At 44.0% G+C, this 16,991-nt stretch carries 16 protein-coding genes and 1 tRNA gene; all 17 read left to right on the top strand.

The window, feature by feature from the left end; genetic code table 11:
• Positions 1–4 precede the first annotated feature (4 nt).
• The 17 genes from nuoG to rplT all read left to right on the top strand — a co-directional run bounded on the left by nuoG (position 5) and on the right by rplT (position 16,973).
• On the top strand, positions 5–2,440 hold the full coding sequence (gene nuoG, locus C3Y98_RS09120) for an NADH-quinone oxidoreductase subunit NuoG (RefSeq protein ID WP_135278288.1): 2,436 nt from the start codon (positions 5–7) through the stop codon (positions 2,438–2,440).
• Positions 2,440–3,468, top strand: a complete 1,029-nt coding sequence (gene nuoH / locus C3Y98_RS09115) for an NADH-quinone oxidoreductase subunit NuoH (protein WP_135278287.1) — start codon at positions 2,440–2,442, stop codon at positions 3,466–3,468. The genes nuoG and nuoH overlap by 1 nt, the downstream gene beginning before the upstream one ends.
• A gap of 57 nt (positions 3,469–3,525) precedes the next feature.
• Positions 3,526–4,017 carry an NADH-quinone oxidoreductase subunit NuoI gene (gene nuoI, locus C3Y98_RS09110; RefSeq protein ID WP_135278286.1) on the top strand — a complete coding sequence of 164 codons (492 nt, stop codon included), beginning with the start codon at positions 3,526–3,528 and terminating at the stop codon, positions 4,015–4,017.
• 124 nt (positions 4,018–4,141) lie between these two features.
• Positions 4,142–4,810 (top strand): NADH-quinone oxidoreductase subunit J, encoded by a 669-nt coding sequence (locus C3Y98_RS09105; RefSeq protein WP_209308778.1) that lies wholly within the window; start codon positions 4,142–4,144, stop codon positions 4,808–4,810.
• Positions 4,810–5,115 carry an NADH-quinone oxidoreductase subunit NuoK gene (nuoK, locus tag C3Y98_RS09100; protein ID WP_135278285.1) on the top strand — a complete coding sequence of 102 codons (306 nt, stop codon included), beginning with the start codon at positions 4,810–4,812 and terminating at the stop codon, positions 5,113–5,115. The genes C3Y98_RS09105 and nuoK overlap by 1 nt, the downstream gene beginning before the upstream one ends.
• Positions 5,116–5,124: 9 nt before the next feature.
• Positions 5,125–7,152, top strand: coding sequence for an NADH-quinone oxidoreductase subunit L (nuoL, locus tag C3Y98_RS09095; protein ID WP_135278284.1), 2,028 nt, complete (start codon positions 5,125–5,127; stop codon positions 7,150–7,152).
• Between the two features lie 21 nt (positions 7,153–7,173).
• Positions 7,174–8,673, top strand: coding sequence for an NADH-quinone oxidoreductase subunit M (locus tag C3Y98_RS09090; protein ID WP_135278283.1), 1,500 nt, complete (start codon positions 7,174–7,176; stop codon positions 8,671–8,673).
• A gap of 3 nt (positions 8,674–8,676) precedes the next feature.
• A complete protein-coding gene (gene nuoN / locus C3Y98_RS09085; protein WP_135278282.1) occupies positions 8,677–10,125 on the top strand; it encodes an NADH-quinone oxidoreductase subunit NuoN in 1,449 nt (482 codons plus the stop codon).
• Entirely contained in the window at positions 10,126–10,428 is a 303-nt protein-coding gene (locus C3Y98_RS09080; protein ID WP_135278281.1) for a DUF2818 family protein, read from the top strand. It abuts the gene before it with no gap.
• A 187-nt stretch (positions 10,429–10,615) separates the two neighbouring features.
• Complete coding sequence (locus C3Y98_RS09075) at positions 10,616–11,158, top strand: NUDIX domain-containing protein (protein WP_135278280.1); 543 nt, start codon at positions 10,616–10,618, stop codon at positions 11,156–11,158.
• Positions 11,151–12,005: an SDR family oxidoreductase gene (locus C3Y98_RS09070; protein WP_135278279.1), complete on the top strand. Its 855-nt coding sequence runs from the start codon at positions 11,151–11,153 to the stop codon at positions 12,003–12,005. The genes C3Y98_RS09075 and C3Y98_RS09070 overlap by 8 nt, the downstream gene beginning before the upstream one ends.
• Positions 11,998–13,317 carry a lytic murein transglycosylase gene (locus C3Y98_RS09065; RefSeq protein WP_135278278.1) on the top strand — a complete coding sequence of 440 codons (1,320 nt, stop codon included), beginning with the start codon at positions 11,998–12,000 and terminating at the stop codon, positions 13,315–13,317. The genes C3Y98_RS09070 and C3Y98_RS09065 overlap by 8 nt, the downstream gene beginning before the upstream one ends.
• A gap of 228 nt (positions 13,318–13,545) precedes the next feature.
• Positions 13,546–13,622, top strand: a tRNA-Val gene (locus C3Y98_RS09060).
• Positions 13,623–13,824: 202 nt separating this feature from the next.
• Complete coding sequence (thrS, locus tag C3Y98_RS09055) at positions 13,825–15,732, top strand: threonine--tRNA ligase (RefSeq protein ID WP_135278277.1); 1,908 nt, start codon at positions 13,825–13,827, stop codon at positions 15,730–15,732.
• Positions 15,733–15,771: 39 nt separating this feature from the next.
• A complete protein-coding gene (gene infC / locus C3Y98_RS09050) occupies positions 15,772–16,296 on the top strand; it encodes a translation initiation factor IF-3 (RefSeq protein WP_135278276.1) in 525 nt (174 codons plus the stop codon).
• A 110-nt stretch (positions 16,297–16,406) separates the two neighbouring features.
• Entirely contained in the window at positions 16,407–16,604 is a 198-nt protein-coding gene (gene rpmI / locus C3Y98_RS09045; RefSeq protein ID WP_019897898.1) for a 50S ribosomal protein L35, read from the top strand.
• A 9-nt stretch (positions 16,605–16,613) separates the two neighbouring features.
• Entirely contained in the window at positions 16,614–16,973 is a 360-nt protein-coding gene (rplT, locus tag C3Y98_RS09040; RefSeq protein ID WP_015832524.1) for a 50S ribosomal protein L20, read from the top strand.
• The last annotated feature ends 18 nt before the right edge of the window (positions 16,974–16,991 follow it).

Raw genomic sequence — 16,991 nt, 5'->3', positions numbered from 1 at the left:
CATAATGTTGAATATTGAAATAGATGGTAAATCGATAGAAGTCGAGCACGGCAGCACCATTATTGATGCAGCTGATAAGGTCGGTATTGCGATTCCACGTTTTTGCTACCACCCTAAATTATCCGTGGCAGCAAACTGTCGCATGTGTTTGGTACAGGTGGAAAAATTTAACAAGCCATTGCCTGCATGTGCAACTCCGGTTGCTGACGGCATGAAGATATTCACACGATCAAAATCTGCGATTGAAGCGCAGCAAAGTGTGATGGAGTTTTTACTGATTAATCACCCGTTAGATTGCCCAATTTGCGATCAGGGTGGCGAGTGCGATTTACAAGACGTTGCTGTTGCTTACGGTGTGAGTGGTTCTCGCTACACCGAAGAAAAGCGTGTGGTATTTAACAAAAACATCGGTCCATTAGTCAGTACCGACATGACACGCTGTATTCAATGTACGCGTTGTGTGCGCTTCTTAAAAGAAGTGGGTGGCATGCAAGAGCTAGGCATGATTGGCCGTGGTGAACATGCTGAAATTACCGCATATGTAGATAAAAGTGTTAACTCGGAATTATCTGGCAACATTATTGATTTGTGTCCAGTTGGCGCGTTAACAAGCAAACCGTTCAGGTACTCAGCACGTAGCTGGGAATTAACACGCAGACCAAGTATCGCAGCACATGATAGCTTAGGCTCACATATTGAAGTACACGTGAAAGACAATAAAGTCATGCGTGTGTTACCGCGTGAAAAAGAAAGTATCAACGAATGCTGGTTGTCTGACCGCGACCGTTTCTCATACGAAGGTCTTAACAGTCCTGACCGCCTCAAAGTGCCAATGATTAAACACAATGGTGCATGGGTAGAAACCGATTGGAAAACTGCGCTTGAATTCGCTGCTGGCCAATTAAAAGATATCACCAATGAACATGGTGGCGAAGCATTAGGTGTGTTGGTTTCGCCAAATAGCACCATGGAAGAAGGTTTCCTTGCTAAGAAGCTAGCGAATGGCTTGGCTTGCGGCAATGTGGATTATCGCTTACGCCAAACTGATTTTAGATTAGATGGTAAGCGTTTAGGTACACCATGGATGGGTTGTAATATCCATGAAATTGAAGAGCTAGACCGTATTATTGTGATTGGCTCTAATTTGCGTAATGAGCATCCATTATTGGCACAGCGCTTCCGTAGAGCTGTGGCGAATGGTGCTGAGCTATCTGTGGTAAGTCCTTTGGATAATGATCCGTTGATGGATATTGCGCATAAAGTGATTGTGCGTCCAAACGACATGGTCAATGTGCTGGGTCAAATCTTGAAAGCGATGTCTGGCTTGCAACGTTTGTCACTATGCTTACCACCATCACTTACTGCGTTGTTGGATGACATTAAAGTACGTCCAAACACACAGGCAATCGCAGAGAGCTTGGCTGGTCATGGCAAAGACTATGACTTAATCGCACCAAAGGTTGGTATTTTCTTGGGTAATATGGCATTAAGCGATCCACGCTTTACTGAAATGTACAGTATGGCGGAGGCTATTGGCGGCATTACTGGCGCTAAAGGCGGTATCTTGCCAGCCGCGGCAAATAGTACTGGTATGCATATGATGGGGGTAATGCCATCAAGTACCGGTATGCACGCGCGTGCAATGCTGGAAATACCACGCAAAGCTTATCTGTTATTAAATATTGAGCCTGAGCTTGATTGCCAGCATGCCGCATTAGCAAAAGCCGCGATGGAAAAAGCTGAGTGTGTGGTTGCGCTGACTACTTATAAATCACAAGCACTAGACAATGCGGATATTTTATTACCTATCACCCCGTTCACCGAAACCTCAGGCACTTTCATGAGCATGGAGGGACGTGTGCAGAGTTTTGCTGCGGCAGTTAGACCTTTAGGTGAGTCTCGCCCAGCATGGAAAGTATTGCGTGTGTTAGCCAATACCTTAGGTTTAGCTGGGTTTGATTTTGAATCTAGCGAGCAAGTTAAAGATGCGATTTTTGCAGGCGAGAAGCCATCTGCTGTCGTTTGGCGTAGTTTGAATAACAACTTGAGAGAGTTGGTTGAAATTCAGGTGAATATCAAACATGATGGTCTGCAACGTATTGGTGAAGTGCCGCAGTATGAGTCTGATCCGATTGTACGACGCTCACCGCCATTACAAAAAACCAAATACAACATCAAACCAATGGCACGTATGTGCAGCCGTCAGTTAGCAGCTTTAGACTTGGTTGAAGGTGACCATGTGTTGGTTAAACAAGACAAGGGTAGCGCGGTATTAACCGTACGTTTAGATGATCATGTGGCGATGGGTTGTGTGCGTGTGGCAGCTGCACACGAGGCGACCATCGGTCTTGGTGAATTAATGGGAGATATCACAGTTGAGAAACTGTCTCCGCAGCAATTACTGGATATTAATAAAAACATTACGGAAGCGCGTGCCTAATGGAATGGTTATCAAATCTATTTGGTAGTTACTGGCCAGCAGTTGAAATCACTGGCTGGACTTTGATTAAAATTATTGCAATCGTGGCGCCGCTGATGGGTGCTGTTGCTTATCTAACGTTAGCTGAGCGTAAAGTGATCGGCTATATGCAAGTGCGTATCGGCCCTAACCGCGTTGGTTACTTCGGTTTGCTTCAGCCGCTAGCAGATGGTATCAAGCTCTTGTTTAAAGAAGTGATTCTGCCTACGGCTTCTAATAAGGCATTGTTCCTGTTAGGTCCAGTGTTGGCAATCGCTCCGGCATTTGCAGCTTGGGCGGTTGTTCCGTTTGATTTGAATATGGTGCTCGCAGATGTAGATGCAGGCTTGCTTTATATCCTTGCCATGACCTCCGTGGCTGTTTATGGCGTGATTATCGCGGGCTGGGCATCTAACTCTAAATATGCATTCTTAGGTAGCTTGCGTTCAGCCGCACAAATCGTTTCATACGAAATTGCGATGGGTTTTGCACTGGTGGGCGTGTTGATGTGCGCTAACAGTTTAAACCTAGGCAAAATTGTTTTAGGACAAGAAGGTGGTTTCTGGCATTGGTACTTCATTCCATTATTCCCTTTGTTTATTGTTTACTTTATTAGTGCAGTTGCTGAAACGAACCGCGCACCCTTTGACGTAGCCGAGGGTGAGTCTGAAATTGTTGCGGGTTTCCACGTTGAATACTCAGGGATGGCGTTTGCAGTATTCTTCTTGGCTGAGTATGCCAACATGATTCTAGTTTCAATGCTGGCAGCATTGATGTTCTTAGGTGGCTGGTTATCGCCTGTGCCATTTATTCCAGACAGTTTCTTATGGTTGCTGGCTAAAGTTGGCTTCCTTTTATTCTTATTCTTATGGTTTAGGGCAACTTTCCCGCGCTATCGCTATGACCAAATTATGCGTTTAGGCTGGAAAGTGTTTATTCCAATTACTATTGTGTGGATTGTGTTTGTAGGTGGCATGATGCAAACTCCTTGGGCTCATTTGTTTCACTAAAGTTTTCTTTCACTAGGTTTTTTTCGCTAAGTTTAGTGATTAGGTTTTGAATAAATTATGATTAAATCGATTAAACAAACATTAGGTAGCTTAATGTTATGGGAGTTGCTAAAGGGCATGGCGCTTACCGGCCGTTACTTTTTTGCACCTAAAATTACGGTTCAATACCCAGAGGAAAATACACCTCAATCAAATCGATTCCGTGGTTTGCATGCATTGCGTCGTTACCCGAATGGTGAAGAGCGTTGCATTGCTTGTAAGCTGTGTGAGGCCGTGTGTCCTGCGATGGCGATTACGATTGAGTCTGAGCAGCGTGAAGATAATACGCGTCGCACCACACGTTACGATATTGACCTGACCAAATGTATATTCTGTGGTTTGTGTGAAGAGTCTTGCCCTGTGGATTCTATTGTAGAGACGCGTGTGTTTGATTATCACGGTGAGCAACGTGGTGATTTGCTCTATACCAAAGAGATGCTATTGGCGGTAGGTGACAAACATGAGAAACAAATTGCGGCTGATAGAGCGCAAGATAAGCAATATAGATAGTCAGCAGTTTAGATAACAAACTATTTAGATTAGTAATAATAAGTTTAAGCATCTGATGCTAATTATTAATAATAAAGCCTTCATACATCGTTTAAGTACTTTTAACAGATAACCATTTAAAAATATGACATTTTTTGGCTTGCATTTTCAAGACATCGTTTTTTATACGCTCGCAACTATCCTGCTGATCGCAGGATTACGTGTTATTACCACACGTAATCCTGTTTATGCGGCGCTCTATCTTGTATTGGCGTTCTTTACTGCGGCGGGCATTTGGCTGTTGCTTGAGGCTGAGTTCCTAGCAATCGCACTGGTATTGGTGTACGTGGGTGCGGTGATGGTGCTGTTCTTGTTTGTGGTGATGATGCTGGATATCAATCTGGATAAATTGCGCGAAGGTTTCTGGAAAGCCTTGCCGATTGCGTTGCCAGTAGGCGGCTTGATGGCGGTAGAAATGGTGATGATTGTAGGCGCACGTAATTTTGGCGCTGATGTGGTTCCAGCGCCAGCTGCTCATCCTGCTGATTACAGCAACACGGCAGAGCTAGGTCGTGTGTTATATACCGATTATTTGCTACCTTTTGAATTGGCATCAGTAGTGTTGTTGGTGGCTATTGTGGCCGCCATCGCACTGACTCTACGTGATCGCAAAGATAGTAAGTCTATGGATCCAGCGAAACAGGTACTGGTTAAAAAAGCAGACCGCCTAAGAATTGTAAAAATGGAAGCCGAAGTGGAAAAAAATGATGTGGTAGATACATCAGCGCAGGCTGATGATAAAGGGGCTAAATAATGGTCGGTTTATCTCACTATCTGATTTTAGGTTCATTGCTATTTGCGATTAGCGTGGTTGGTATTTTCTTGAATCGTAAAAATGTGATTATTTTATTGATGGCGATTGAGTTAATGCTATTGGCAGTTAACCTTAACTTTATTGCTTTCTCACATTATCTGAATGATATTGCAGGTCAGGTTTTTGTATTTTTCATTTTAACGGTAGCTGCTGCAGAGTCTGCTATCGGTTTGGCAATCTTGGTTGTGTTGTTTAGAAATTTACGCACTATCAACGTTGACGATTTAGACAGTCTGAAAGGCTAAGTGTTTAGCATGAGTATGCAACAAATCTATCTTGCAATTCCTTTGCTTCCATTATTGGCCGCAATGATTATCGGTCTATTTGGCAAGTATTTGCCTAGAGCCGCAGCCCATGTGGTGACCATTGCTGGTGTGGCGATTTCTTTTGCCTTGTCGGTGTATGTGCTAAAAGATGCCATGGTTAGCCAACCTTATAATGAAACGGTCTATTCTTGGTTGAAGAGTGGAAATTTTTCGTTTGAAATCGGCTTCTTAATCGATAGGCTCAGTGCCATGATGATGGTAGTGGTGACCTTTGTTTCATTAATGGTTCATATTTATACCATCGGTTATATGCACGAAGATAAAGGCTACGCACGTTTCTTCAGCTATATCTCGTTGTTTACCTTCTCAATGCTGATGTTGGTGATGAGCAATAACTTCATGCAACTATTCTTTGGCTGGGAAGCAGTAGGTTTGGTTTCTTACTTATTGATTGGTTTCTGGTACACACGTCCTACCGCTATCTACGCTAACTTAAAAGCATTTTTAGTGAACCGTGTGGGTGACTTTGGTTTTCTGTTAGGCATAGGCTTGGTTTTATTCCACTTTGGCAGTCTTGACTATGCAGCGGTGTTTTCAGTAGCGCCTGCAATGGCAGACACTAAAATCAACCTGATTGGCAATGCATCATGGTCGTTGATGACAGTGACATGTATATTGTTGTTTATCGGCGCCATGGGTAAATCTGCACAAGTGCCTTTACACGTATGGCTGCCTGACTCAATGGAGGGTCCAACTCCAATTTCAGCGTTGATCCATGCCGCAACTATGGTGACTGCAGGCATCTTTATGGTGGCGCGTATGTCACCACTATTTGAGCTGTCATCTACTGCATTATCCTTTGTGATTGTTATCGGTAGCATCACTGCATTGTTTATGGGCTTTTTGGGCATCATCCAGAACGATATTAAACGTGTGGTGGCTTACTCTACGTTGTCACAGTTAGGCTATATGACTGTTGCATTAGGCGCATCAGCTTACTCAGTTGCTATATTTCACTTAATGACCCATGCGTTCTTTAAGGCATTGCTGTTCTTAGGCGCAGGTTCTGTGATTATGGGCATGCACCATGATCAAGATATCCGTAATATGGGCAATCTGAAAAAGTATATGCCGATAACATGGATTACCTCTCTAATCGGCTCATTAGCCTTAATTGGTACACCATTGTTGTCAGGTTTCTACTCTAAAGACAGCATTATTGAAGCAGCGAAGTTCTCTACAGTAGCTGGTAGCGGTTTCGCTTACTTTGCAGTGTTAACCGGTGTGTTCGTAACCGCTTTTTATAGTTTCCGTATGTACTTCTTGGTGTTTCACGGTAAAGAGAAGTGGCGCGAAGTTAAACATGACGCACATCACCATGATGATCATGATGAAGAACATCATCACGGTTTAAGTCCAACGGATGATCCGCATGAGCCGGGCTGGGTGGTTAAATTGCCATTGATCCTGTTGGCAGTGCCATCGTTAGCAATCGGTTATTTTGCAATTGAACCGATGCTGTTTGGTGATTTCTTTAAAGGTGTTATTTTTGTAGATGCACATGCGCACCCTGCAATGCATGAGCTTGCGCATCATTGGCATACCATTTTCCATTCGCCTGTAGGCATGGCTGTTCATGGATTGATGACGCTGCCGTTTGCATTGGCTGCATCTGGGGTGGTGCTGGCATGGTTCTTCTACATGAAGCGTCCTGATATCCCTGCTGCGATTCAGGCTAAGTTCAGCATGATTAATCAGATTTTAGAAAATAAATACGGATTTGATAGTTTTAATGATCGTTTCTTTGCGGCAGGCTCAAGGTTTATAGGTAATAAACTATGGCAAATCGGCGATGTTAAAGTGATCGATGGTGCTATGGTGAATGGTACGGCTAATCTGATCGGCAAGTTATCTGGTGTGGTGCGCAAGCTTCAGACTGGTTTGATTTATCACTATGCATTCGCGATGATTATTGGCGTGTTTTTAATGCTATCTCTTGGTCTTTTAAAGATTTAATTCTTTTCTAAAGTATAAAAAATGCTTGAATATTTTTTGCAACATATCCTTAGTTTTTCCATCTGGCTGCCAGTATTGGCAGGCGTGTTGGTACTCTTTACCGCAAATGACAGCAAACCTAACCTCACCCGATGGTTAGCCTTGTTCGGCAGTGTTGTGAGCTTTTTGGTCACAATTCCGCTGTATACACACTTTAATTTTGCTGATGGCGGCTTTCAGTTCCAAGAGCGTTTTTTGTGGATTATGTCTTTCAATATTCATTACCACTTAGGTGCTGACGGTATTGCGATTCCTCTGATTTTGCTCACTAGCTTTACTACAGTAATTGTTGTGATTTCTGCATGGGAAGTAATCGAGAAGCGTGTTGCCCAATATATGGCCTCATTCCTCATCATGAGCGGCCTCATGATTGGCGTGTTTAGTACATTGGATGCGATTCTCTACTATGTTTTCTGGGAGGCGATGCTTATCCCAATGTTCTTGGTGATTGGTATTTGGGGTGGCCCCAACCGTGTGTATGCTACGGTTAAGTTCTTTCTGTACACGCTGCTTGGCTCATTGCTCATGCTGGTTGCGTTTATTTATATGTTCCATCAAACCGGTAGCTTCGCGATTTCAGACTATTATCAGTTGCCACTGCCTCTGAGTGTTCAAGTGCTGATTTTCTTGGCGTTCTTTGCGGCATTTGCGGTAAAAATTCCAATGTGGCCAGTGCATACCTGGTTGCCGGATGCCCACGTTGAAGCGCCAACAGGCGGTTCTGTAGTGTTGGCGGCAATTGCGCTGAAGTTAGGTGGTTACAGTTTCTTACGCTTTGCTATGCCAATTGCGCCTGATGCTGCCCATTACTTATCAGGTTTCATGATTACATTGTCACTGATTGCGATTGTGTATATTGCATTGGTGGCACTGGTGCAAAAAGACATGAAAAAGCTGATTGCTTATTCTTCAATTTCACACATGGGCTTTGTTACCTTAGGTTTCTTTATCTTTAATAACTTAGGGTTAGAAGGCGCTGTTGTACAAATGATTTCGCATGGTTTCATTTCCTCAGCCATGTTCTTGTGCGTGGGTGTGCTGTATGACCGAGTACACAGCCGCCAGATTGACGCTTACGGTGGTGTGGCAAACACGATGCCAGCATTTGCAGCATTTGCAGTATTGTTCGCAATGGCGAACAGCGGCTTGCCTGGTACTTCTGGTTTTGTCGGCGAGTTTATGGTGATTTTAGGCGCAATCCAAGTTAACTTCTGGTACGCGTTCTTGGCTTCATTTACGCTAATCTTCGGCGCTGCTTATACTTTATGGATGGTTAAGCGCGTATTTTACGGTGAGGTTGCTAACGCTAATGTGCAAGCGCTTAAAGATTTAAACAAACGTGAGTTCTTTATCTTAGCAATATTGGCAATCTTAGTGCTGGCCGTAGGTATCTACCCACAGCCACTCACAGATATGACCAATGCAACGGTTACTCAACTTCTTTCACATCTAGCAAATAGCAAGCTGCCAGCAGGCTTATAAGTCATGGAAAATATACGTTACGACCTCATTACCGCCTTACCTGAAATCATCCTGTTAGGGATGGCAATGCTAGTATTGATTACTGATCTGTTTTTAAAACAGTCTAATCGCATTGCTATTTACGGATTGTCTCAGCTAGGCTTGCTGTTAGCTGCCTATTTTACAGTGACGACACATGTGCCTAGCGTCGGCTATGCATTTACAGGTGCTTTTGTAGATGATGCAATGTCTGATGTGCTGAAGTTAATGATTTACGTGGGTACTTCATTGATCTTTGTTTACACCAGACAATATATACAGTTACGCAATATGTTTCGCGGTGAATTCTATGCGTTAGTCTTGTTCTCTGTTGTGGGCATGATGATCATGGTCTCTGGCCAGAGCATGCTCACCCTTTATGTTGGTTTAGAACTGCTATCTCTTAGCTTATATGCTTTGGTTGCACTCGATCGCGATAATCATTTTGCGACCGAAGCTGCTATGAAATACTTCGTGTTGGGTGCTTTGGCATCAGGCATGCTGCTATACGGTATGAGTATGATTTACGGCATGACCGGCAGCTTGAATATTTCTGACATTAATCATGTGCTAATGAATGGCAGTGGCATCCATGCCGTATTGGTATTAGGTTTGGTGTTTATTGTAGCTGGCTTGGCATTTAAGTTGGGTGCTGTGCCGTTCCAGATGTGGGTGCCAGATGTTTACGAAGGCTCACCTACAGCAGTAACCATGTTGATTAGCTCAGTACCTAAGTTAGCAGCTTTCGCATTTGTGATTCGTTTGCTGGCTCAGTCGCTACAGACTATGGCTATAGATTGGCAGCAAATGCTATTAATTATGGCAGTGTTATCTATCGTACTGGGTAACGTGACGGCGATTGCCCAAACTAACCTTAAACGTATGTTGGCATACTCTACAATTTCTCACGTGGGTTTTGTGCTGCTAGGCTTGATGAGTGCAAGCGGCAACGGCTATATCTCCGCTTTGTTCTACATCGCTAGCTATGTGGTAATGACACTAGCCGGTTTCGGTATTATTCTGCTGTTATCACGTAAGGGTTTTGAAGCACAAAACTTGAGTGATTTAAAAGGTCTGAATCAGCGCAGTCCTTGGGTAGCGTTTTTAATGTTAATCGTGATGTTCAGCATGGCAGGCATTCCGCCAACATTGGGCTTCTATGCTAAGTTCGCTGTCTTACAGGCGGCATTGCAGGCTGGCTTCCTGTGGGTGGTGGTGTTTGCTGTACTAATGGCAGTGATAGGTGCGTTTTACTACCTACGCGTTATCAAATTGATGTACTTTGATGAACCAGAAGATAATAGCCCGATTACAGCGCCATTCGATATGCGCGTTATTCTAAGCATGAATGCATTAGCTTTATTAGCAATTGGCATCATGCCGCAAGGGTTAATGACTATCTGTTTTTACGCTATCAGCAGAAGCTTAAGCTAAATGACTATTTGGGTATTGCTAGGCATTATGTTCTTGGCTGCGAATCTGCCTTGGTTTTCAGATAAGCTGTTTTATATTATTCCGCTCAAGGCCGCAACCGGCACCAAAAATATAGCTTGGTGCCTGCTTGAGCTTATCATCCTCTACTTCTTGGTGGGTGTTTTAGCGCAGTATGCGGAGCGCGCAACCTTTGGTCAGGTTGCCCCGCAGGACTGGGAGTTTTACGCTGTCACCAGCTTTTTGTTCTTGGTTTTTGCATTCCCGGGCTTTGTATACAAAGTACTGTGGAAGAAAACTATCTAACCATTCCATTTAATCGCTAACGCTAGTATTTTCCGATGCTAGTGTTAGTGCTTAAAGTCGTTTAATCATCAGCCTTACTTGAAGTTTAGTCTTTTGCTATTATCTTCTATCACTAATTGCTTTATCCAACCTGTTACAGGCATACAGCACATCACTATTTTGAAATTAGCAATTAAAAGGTTTTGACATGGACTTGACTGAGCATTGCATTAGTACAGAGGATTTAGCGCAAGGCGATTTTCTTTGTGTTAAGCGTGATCAAGTACGTTTGCCTAATGGCAATATCAGTCAGCGTGAGTATGTGACACACCCTGGCGCAGTAGTTGTTGTTGCTGTATTAGCTAGTGGCAATATCGTATTTGAACGTCAGTTTAGGTATCCATTACATCAGGTCTTTATTGAGTTACCTGCAGGTAAGATAGATGCAAATGAGGCAACATTGCAGACTGGCCAGCGAGAGTTACTGGAAGAGACCGGATATATTGCCAAGGATTGGGTAAAGCTCGGCGAGCAACATCCATGTATAGGCTACTCCAATGAAGTGATACATATCTACTTGGCACGTGACCTGACTGCCGGTACTAGTCAATGTGATGAGGATGAGGCTTTAGAGATATTTGATCTATCCTTAGCAGACGCGATACAACTTGTGCTGCAAGGTGAAATTACCGATAGCAAGACCATCGTCGCGCTGTTTCTTGCCGAAAGATATATACAGCAACATGAATAAAGAGCCGCCATCAAAAGTATTAATCGTAGGTTATGGTGATTTAGGCAGCGCAATAGCCAAGCGTTTAACTAACTCAAACGCAGAAGTTTATGCGGTTGCCAGAACGCCAAAGGCTACAGCGCAGGCGCATATGATTCAAGCTGATGTAACAATGCCCAGTTCGTTAGATGCCTTACGCATGATTCAACCGGATATTCTGGTGTATTGCGTCGCTGCTGGCGGTCAAACTGATGCGCAATACCAGCAGGCTTATGTTGATGGGCTAAGTAATGTTTTGCTAACACAGCGTGATAACCCGCAATTGAAACATGTATTTTTTGTTTCAAGTACGCGCGTTTACGGTCAACAAACAGATGAGCTGTTAAACGAAATGGTCACTGCTGATCCAACTGATTTTGGTGGTGAGCGTCTGTTAGAGGCTGAGTCTTTATTAAATACACTATCCTGTGATACTACGGTACTAAGGCTATCTGGCATTTATGGCCCAGGGCGTTTGCGCATGATTAATCTGGCAAAAGCACCAGAACGCTGGCCAGCTTACGACGGCTGGACCAATCGCATTCACCGGGATGATGCAGCAAATTTTATGGTGTATCTGATACAGCAGGTTTTTGCTGGTCAGCAGATTAAGCCTTGTTATATTGTGACTGACTCGCAACCTGTTAGACAGTATGAAGTACTGAACTGGATTGCAGTTCAATTGAAATTGACGCCCTCTGAAGCGCCCATAGCGAGTGGTGGAAAGCGGCTAAGTAACCAAGCCATGCTGGCAACCGGTTTTGTGCTGCAATATCCTGATTACCAAGCAGGCTATCAAGCGCTACTGTCGGAGCTGGCGCATGATTAAACACCTGAATATGCTGCAACATTTACAATTGATGTTGATGGGCTGTATGTTGCTGTTTGCGAGCAATGTGGTAGCCAAAGAAGATTTTTATACTTGGCTTGAAAATGTAAGGTACGAAGCCAAGGCGCTTGGTATGGCGGATGAAACCACACTGAGCTTTGTAAATCGCACAGTGTATTTACCGAACGTGATTAAATTGGATAGGGCGCAGCCTGAGTTTATCAGTCCATTTTTAGAGTATTTTGCTCAACGTGTAGATGATAGGAAAGTACAAAAAGGGCGCGCCTTGTTGCTTAAGCATCAGGCACTATTGGCGCAGATTGAAGCCCAGTATGGCGTACCCAAGCAGGTACTTATTGCATTTTGGGGCATGGAAACGCAATACGGCAATGTGCAGGGCAATATTGATATTCTGTCTGCCTTAGCTACGCTGGCTTATGAAGGGCGCCGCGCTGATTTCTTTAAATCACAATTGCTAGATGCGCTGTTGATGGTAGACCTTGGCTATGTTGACGCTGAAAGCTTTAAAGGCTCGTGGGCTGGTGCTTTTGGCAATATGCAGTTTATGCCCACTACCTTTATGCTTTATGCCGTGGATGGTGATGCTGATGGGTTGATTGATGTAACCAACTCACTGCCAGATGCTTTTGCCTCCGCCGCACATTATCTTGCGAGTATAGGGTGGCAAGCAGGTGCGCCGGTGATGCTGGAGGTCAAATTGCCAGCGAGCTTTGATTGGCAAAGTGCACAGTTGGCAATCAAGAAAACGCCGCTAGCATGGGCTAAATTAGGGGTACAGGCTTATCCGCTTGCTAGTAATGAAGAGTCTGTAGCAGCAGGTGTTGATGCTGTAGCTGAGCGCGTGAATTCAACAGCATCACAATCGGTGCTGAATAATGATGTAGTACGTACGCAAGTATCTGATTTGTTGTCAAATGCAACAGCGACGGCATCTCTCTTGTTACCACAAGGCTGGCAAGGGCCTGCATTTATGGTATTTGATAATTTCGACATCATTATGCAGTGGAACCGTTCGGTTAACTATGCACTTTCAGTCGCGCAGCTGGCTAAACTTTTAAACCAAGAGTCAGCGATCATGGGCGGAGATTTTGCTGAGGGCGGCGCACTTAGCTATCAACAGATGCTAGACCTGCAGAATCAATTAAATGCCCGTGGTTTTGATGCAGGAGTGGCAGATGGACTGCCTGGATTACAGACACAGGCTGCAGTGCGTGCTTACCAAGTTCAGCAACAGTTGCCGGCAGACGGCTATGCGAGCCCTAGTCTGTACCAAAATTTACTATTGCACTAATTATATTTATAGGTGCTATATCCATAGGCGTATCTATAATTACCATTATCAAACTTGGTATTTTAAGTTTCTCAGAAAATACTACGATTATTGTGATTGTTTTTACTGAGCTGTTGTTATTTCTGTTTGCGCCTGATGTCACAATCGGCTAAAATCGTGCCCTGTTTAGAATTGCCAAGTAAATAAAAGTAATAAAGGCTTTGTTGTGCGTAGGGCAATATCAAGTATAGGCGGTTAGCTCAGTTGGTTAGAGCGCTTGGTCGACATCCAAGAGGTCAGCAGTTCGAATCTGCTACTGCCTACCAAATTTAAACCACTTCAATATTGAAGTGGTTTTTTAATGCACTAAATTTATGCAGTTTGCAGGAACTCATCATTAATTGTTGATAGCGCGATAATTGCACGCGATAAATTGCAGTCTTTTATCCTGCTGTGCGATAATTCCTGCTTTATCCCTTACGTTATTCAAAAGCCGCTTGCGGCTTTTATGTTTTAGAGAGAAATTGTATGCCAGTCATTCGCCTGCCCGATGGGTCGCAACGTAGTTTTGATCAGCCAGTCACCGTGGCTGAGGTCGCCATGAATATCGGTGCTGGCTTAGCCAAAGCAGCGCTGGCAGGTAAGGTGAATGATAAGTTGGTAGATACCAGCTATTTAATTGAGGCTGATAGCGACTTAGCCATTATCACTGACAAAAATCCTGAAGGCTTGGAAGTGATTCGTCACTCAGCAGCGCATTTGTTGGCGTATGCAGTGAAAGAGTTGTTCCCAGATGCACAAGTCACAATTGGCCCTGTGATTGACAATGGATTCTATTACGATTTCTCATATAAGCGCCCGTTTACACCAGAAGATTTAATTGCCATTGAAAAGAAAATGGCCGAGCTCGCGAAAAAAGACGAGCCTGTTACCAGAAAAGTATTGCCACGTGATGAAGCTGTAGCTTATTTCAAAAGCATCGGCGAGCAATATAAAGCTGAAATTATCGAATCTATTCCGGCTGGCGAAGATGTTTCTCTATACACAGAGGGCAACTTTACTGACCTATGCCGTGGCCCACACGTACCAAGCACAGGTAAGATCAAATCATTCAAGCTAATGAAGTTGGCTGGTGCATATTGGCGCGGTGATAGCAATAATGAGATGTTGCAGCGTGTATATGGTACTGCATGGCGTAACAAAGAAGAGTTAGAGGCTTATTTGTTCCAGCTTGAAGAAGCAGAAAAGCGCGATCATCGTAAATTGGGTAAACAACTGGATTACTTCCATATGCAGGACAATGCACCAGGCATGGTGTTTTGGCATCCACGCGGCTGGAGCATATGGCAAGAGATTGAGCAATACATGCGTCAAATGTTTAAAGACTTTGGCTATCAGGAAGTGCGCACGCCAACGGTCATGGATAAAACGCTTTGGGAGCAATCTGGCCACTGGCAAAATTACCGTGACAACATGTTTGTGACTTCATCTGAGAACCGTGAGTATGCGGTGAAGCCGATGAACTGTCCTGGTCATGTGCAGATTTTTAATAACCAGTTGCATAGCTATCGCGATTTGCCTTTGCGTTTGGCTGAGTTTGGTTCTTGCCACCGTAACGAGCCATCAGGTTCATTGCACGGTTTGATGCGTGTGCGTGGCTTTACCCAAGATGATGCGCACATCTTTTGTACTGAAGATCAGGTTGAAGCAGAAGTGGCTGACTTTATCCAGATGCTTTATAAAGCTTACGGTGATTTTGGCTTTAATGATGTGTTGGTTAAGCTATCAACACGCCCAGAAAAACGTGTAGGTGCTGATGAAACATGGGACAAAGCGGAAGCAGCGTTGGCAAATGCATTAAATAAAAACAATCAGGCTTTTGATTTACAGCCGGGTGAGGGGGCTTTTTATGGCCCTAAAATTGAATTTACATTGAAAGATAGCTTGGGTCGCCTCTGGCAGTGCGGTACCATCCAGCTAGACTTTAACTTACCAGAGCGTTTAGGTGCAGAGTACGTGGCGGAAGATAATACACGTCAGCGTCCAGTAATGTTGCATCGTGCAATTGTTGGTTCGATGGAGCGCTTTATCGGTATCTTGATTGAAAACTACGCAGGTGCAATGCCACTTTGGCTAGCGCCGGTCCAGGTGATGGTGTTGAATATTTCTGAAAGTCAGGCAGATTATGTGCGCCAAGTAGTTGAAACTTTGAGGCAAAATGGCATTCGATGCGAATTTGACTTGAGAAATGAGAAGATTACCTATAAAATACGCGAACATAGCATGCAGAAAATGCCTTATCTGCTCGTTGCAGGTGAGCGCGAAATGCAAGCAGGACATTTGGCCGTGCGTACCAGAAAAGGTGAAGACCTAGGTTCTATGCCGATTGACGCGTTAGTTGAGCGCCTAAAAGCAGAGATTGAAGCTAAGGTTTAAACATACAGGTGCACGGCTTAACTATTTGGAGAATTTGATATAGCACAGGAAAAAGAAACCCGAATCAATGGCGACATTACAGCGCAACAGGTTCGTTTGGTGGGTGTTGAGGGTGAGCCCTTAGGTATTGTGAGTTTAGCTGAAGCTTTTGCAAAAGCGGAAGAGGCTGACATTGATCTTGTAGAGATAGCGCCAAATGCGGCGCCGCCTGTTTGTAGATTGATGGACTACGGTAAGTTTAAATATGCCGAAAGTAAAAGACAGCACGAAGTTAAGCTTAAACAAAAGCAAGTGGTTGTAAAAGAAATCAAGTTCCGTCCAGGTACGGATGATGGCGATTACAACATCAAAGTGCGCAATATCATTCGATTTATTCAAGATGGCGATAAAGCAAAAATTACTTTGCGCTTTAGAGGCCGTGAAATCACGCACCAAGAGTTTGGTATGGCTTTGCTAAAACGTGTAGAAGCAGATTTGAAAGAATACGCAATCGTTGAACAGTACCCAAAAATGGAAGGTCGCCAAATGGTGATGGTACTGGGTCCGATTAAGAAAGTTAAGTAATGACTGTTTGATACTACAGTGATTACGCTAAAGAAGTAGTAAGTAGTACCCCTGAGTGATACGGCTAAACGGCATGCCTAGGCACTCTTAACCACTCTAAGGAGAACAAAATGCCAAAGATGAAAACCAAGAGCGGCGCCAAAAAGCGCTTTAAATTCTTGGGTAATGGTAAAGTGAAGCGTACACACTCTCACTTGCGCCATATCCTAACGAAAAAGACCACCAAGCAAAAGCGTAAATTACGCGGCACGGCGATCATTTCTTCAACTGATGTCAAGCGCGTCCGCGCTATGATGCCAACACAATAGGAGTAGAACATGCCTAGAGTAAAACGTGGTGTCATCGCTCGCGCTAGACACAAAAAAGTATTAAAAGCAGCTAAAGGCTACCGTGGTCGTCGTAAAAACGTTTACCGCGTAGCTAAACAGGCGGTAATGAAAGCGGGTCAATACGCTTATCGTGACCGTCGTCAAAAGAAACGTCAATTCCGCACATTGTGGATTGCACGTATCAATGCTGGCTCACGTGAGTTCGGTTTGACATATAGCCGTTTCATGAATGGCTTGAAAAAAGCTGCGATCGAAGTGGATCGTAAAGTATTAGCTGACTTGGCTGTGTTTGATAAAGCTGCATTTGCAAAATTCGTAGAATTAGCAAAAGCTGGTTTAGCAGCATAAGTAGGTAGGTAAGTACTT

The sequence above is a fragment of the Methylotenera oryzisoli genome (genome assembly GCF_004661485.1).
GTDB lineage: Bacteria > Pseudomonadota > Gammaproteobacteria > Burkholderiales > Methylophilaceae > Methylotenera > Methylotenera oryzisoli.
This window is presented reverse-complemented; position numbering and strand designations above follow the sequence as displayed.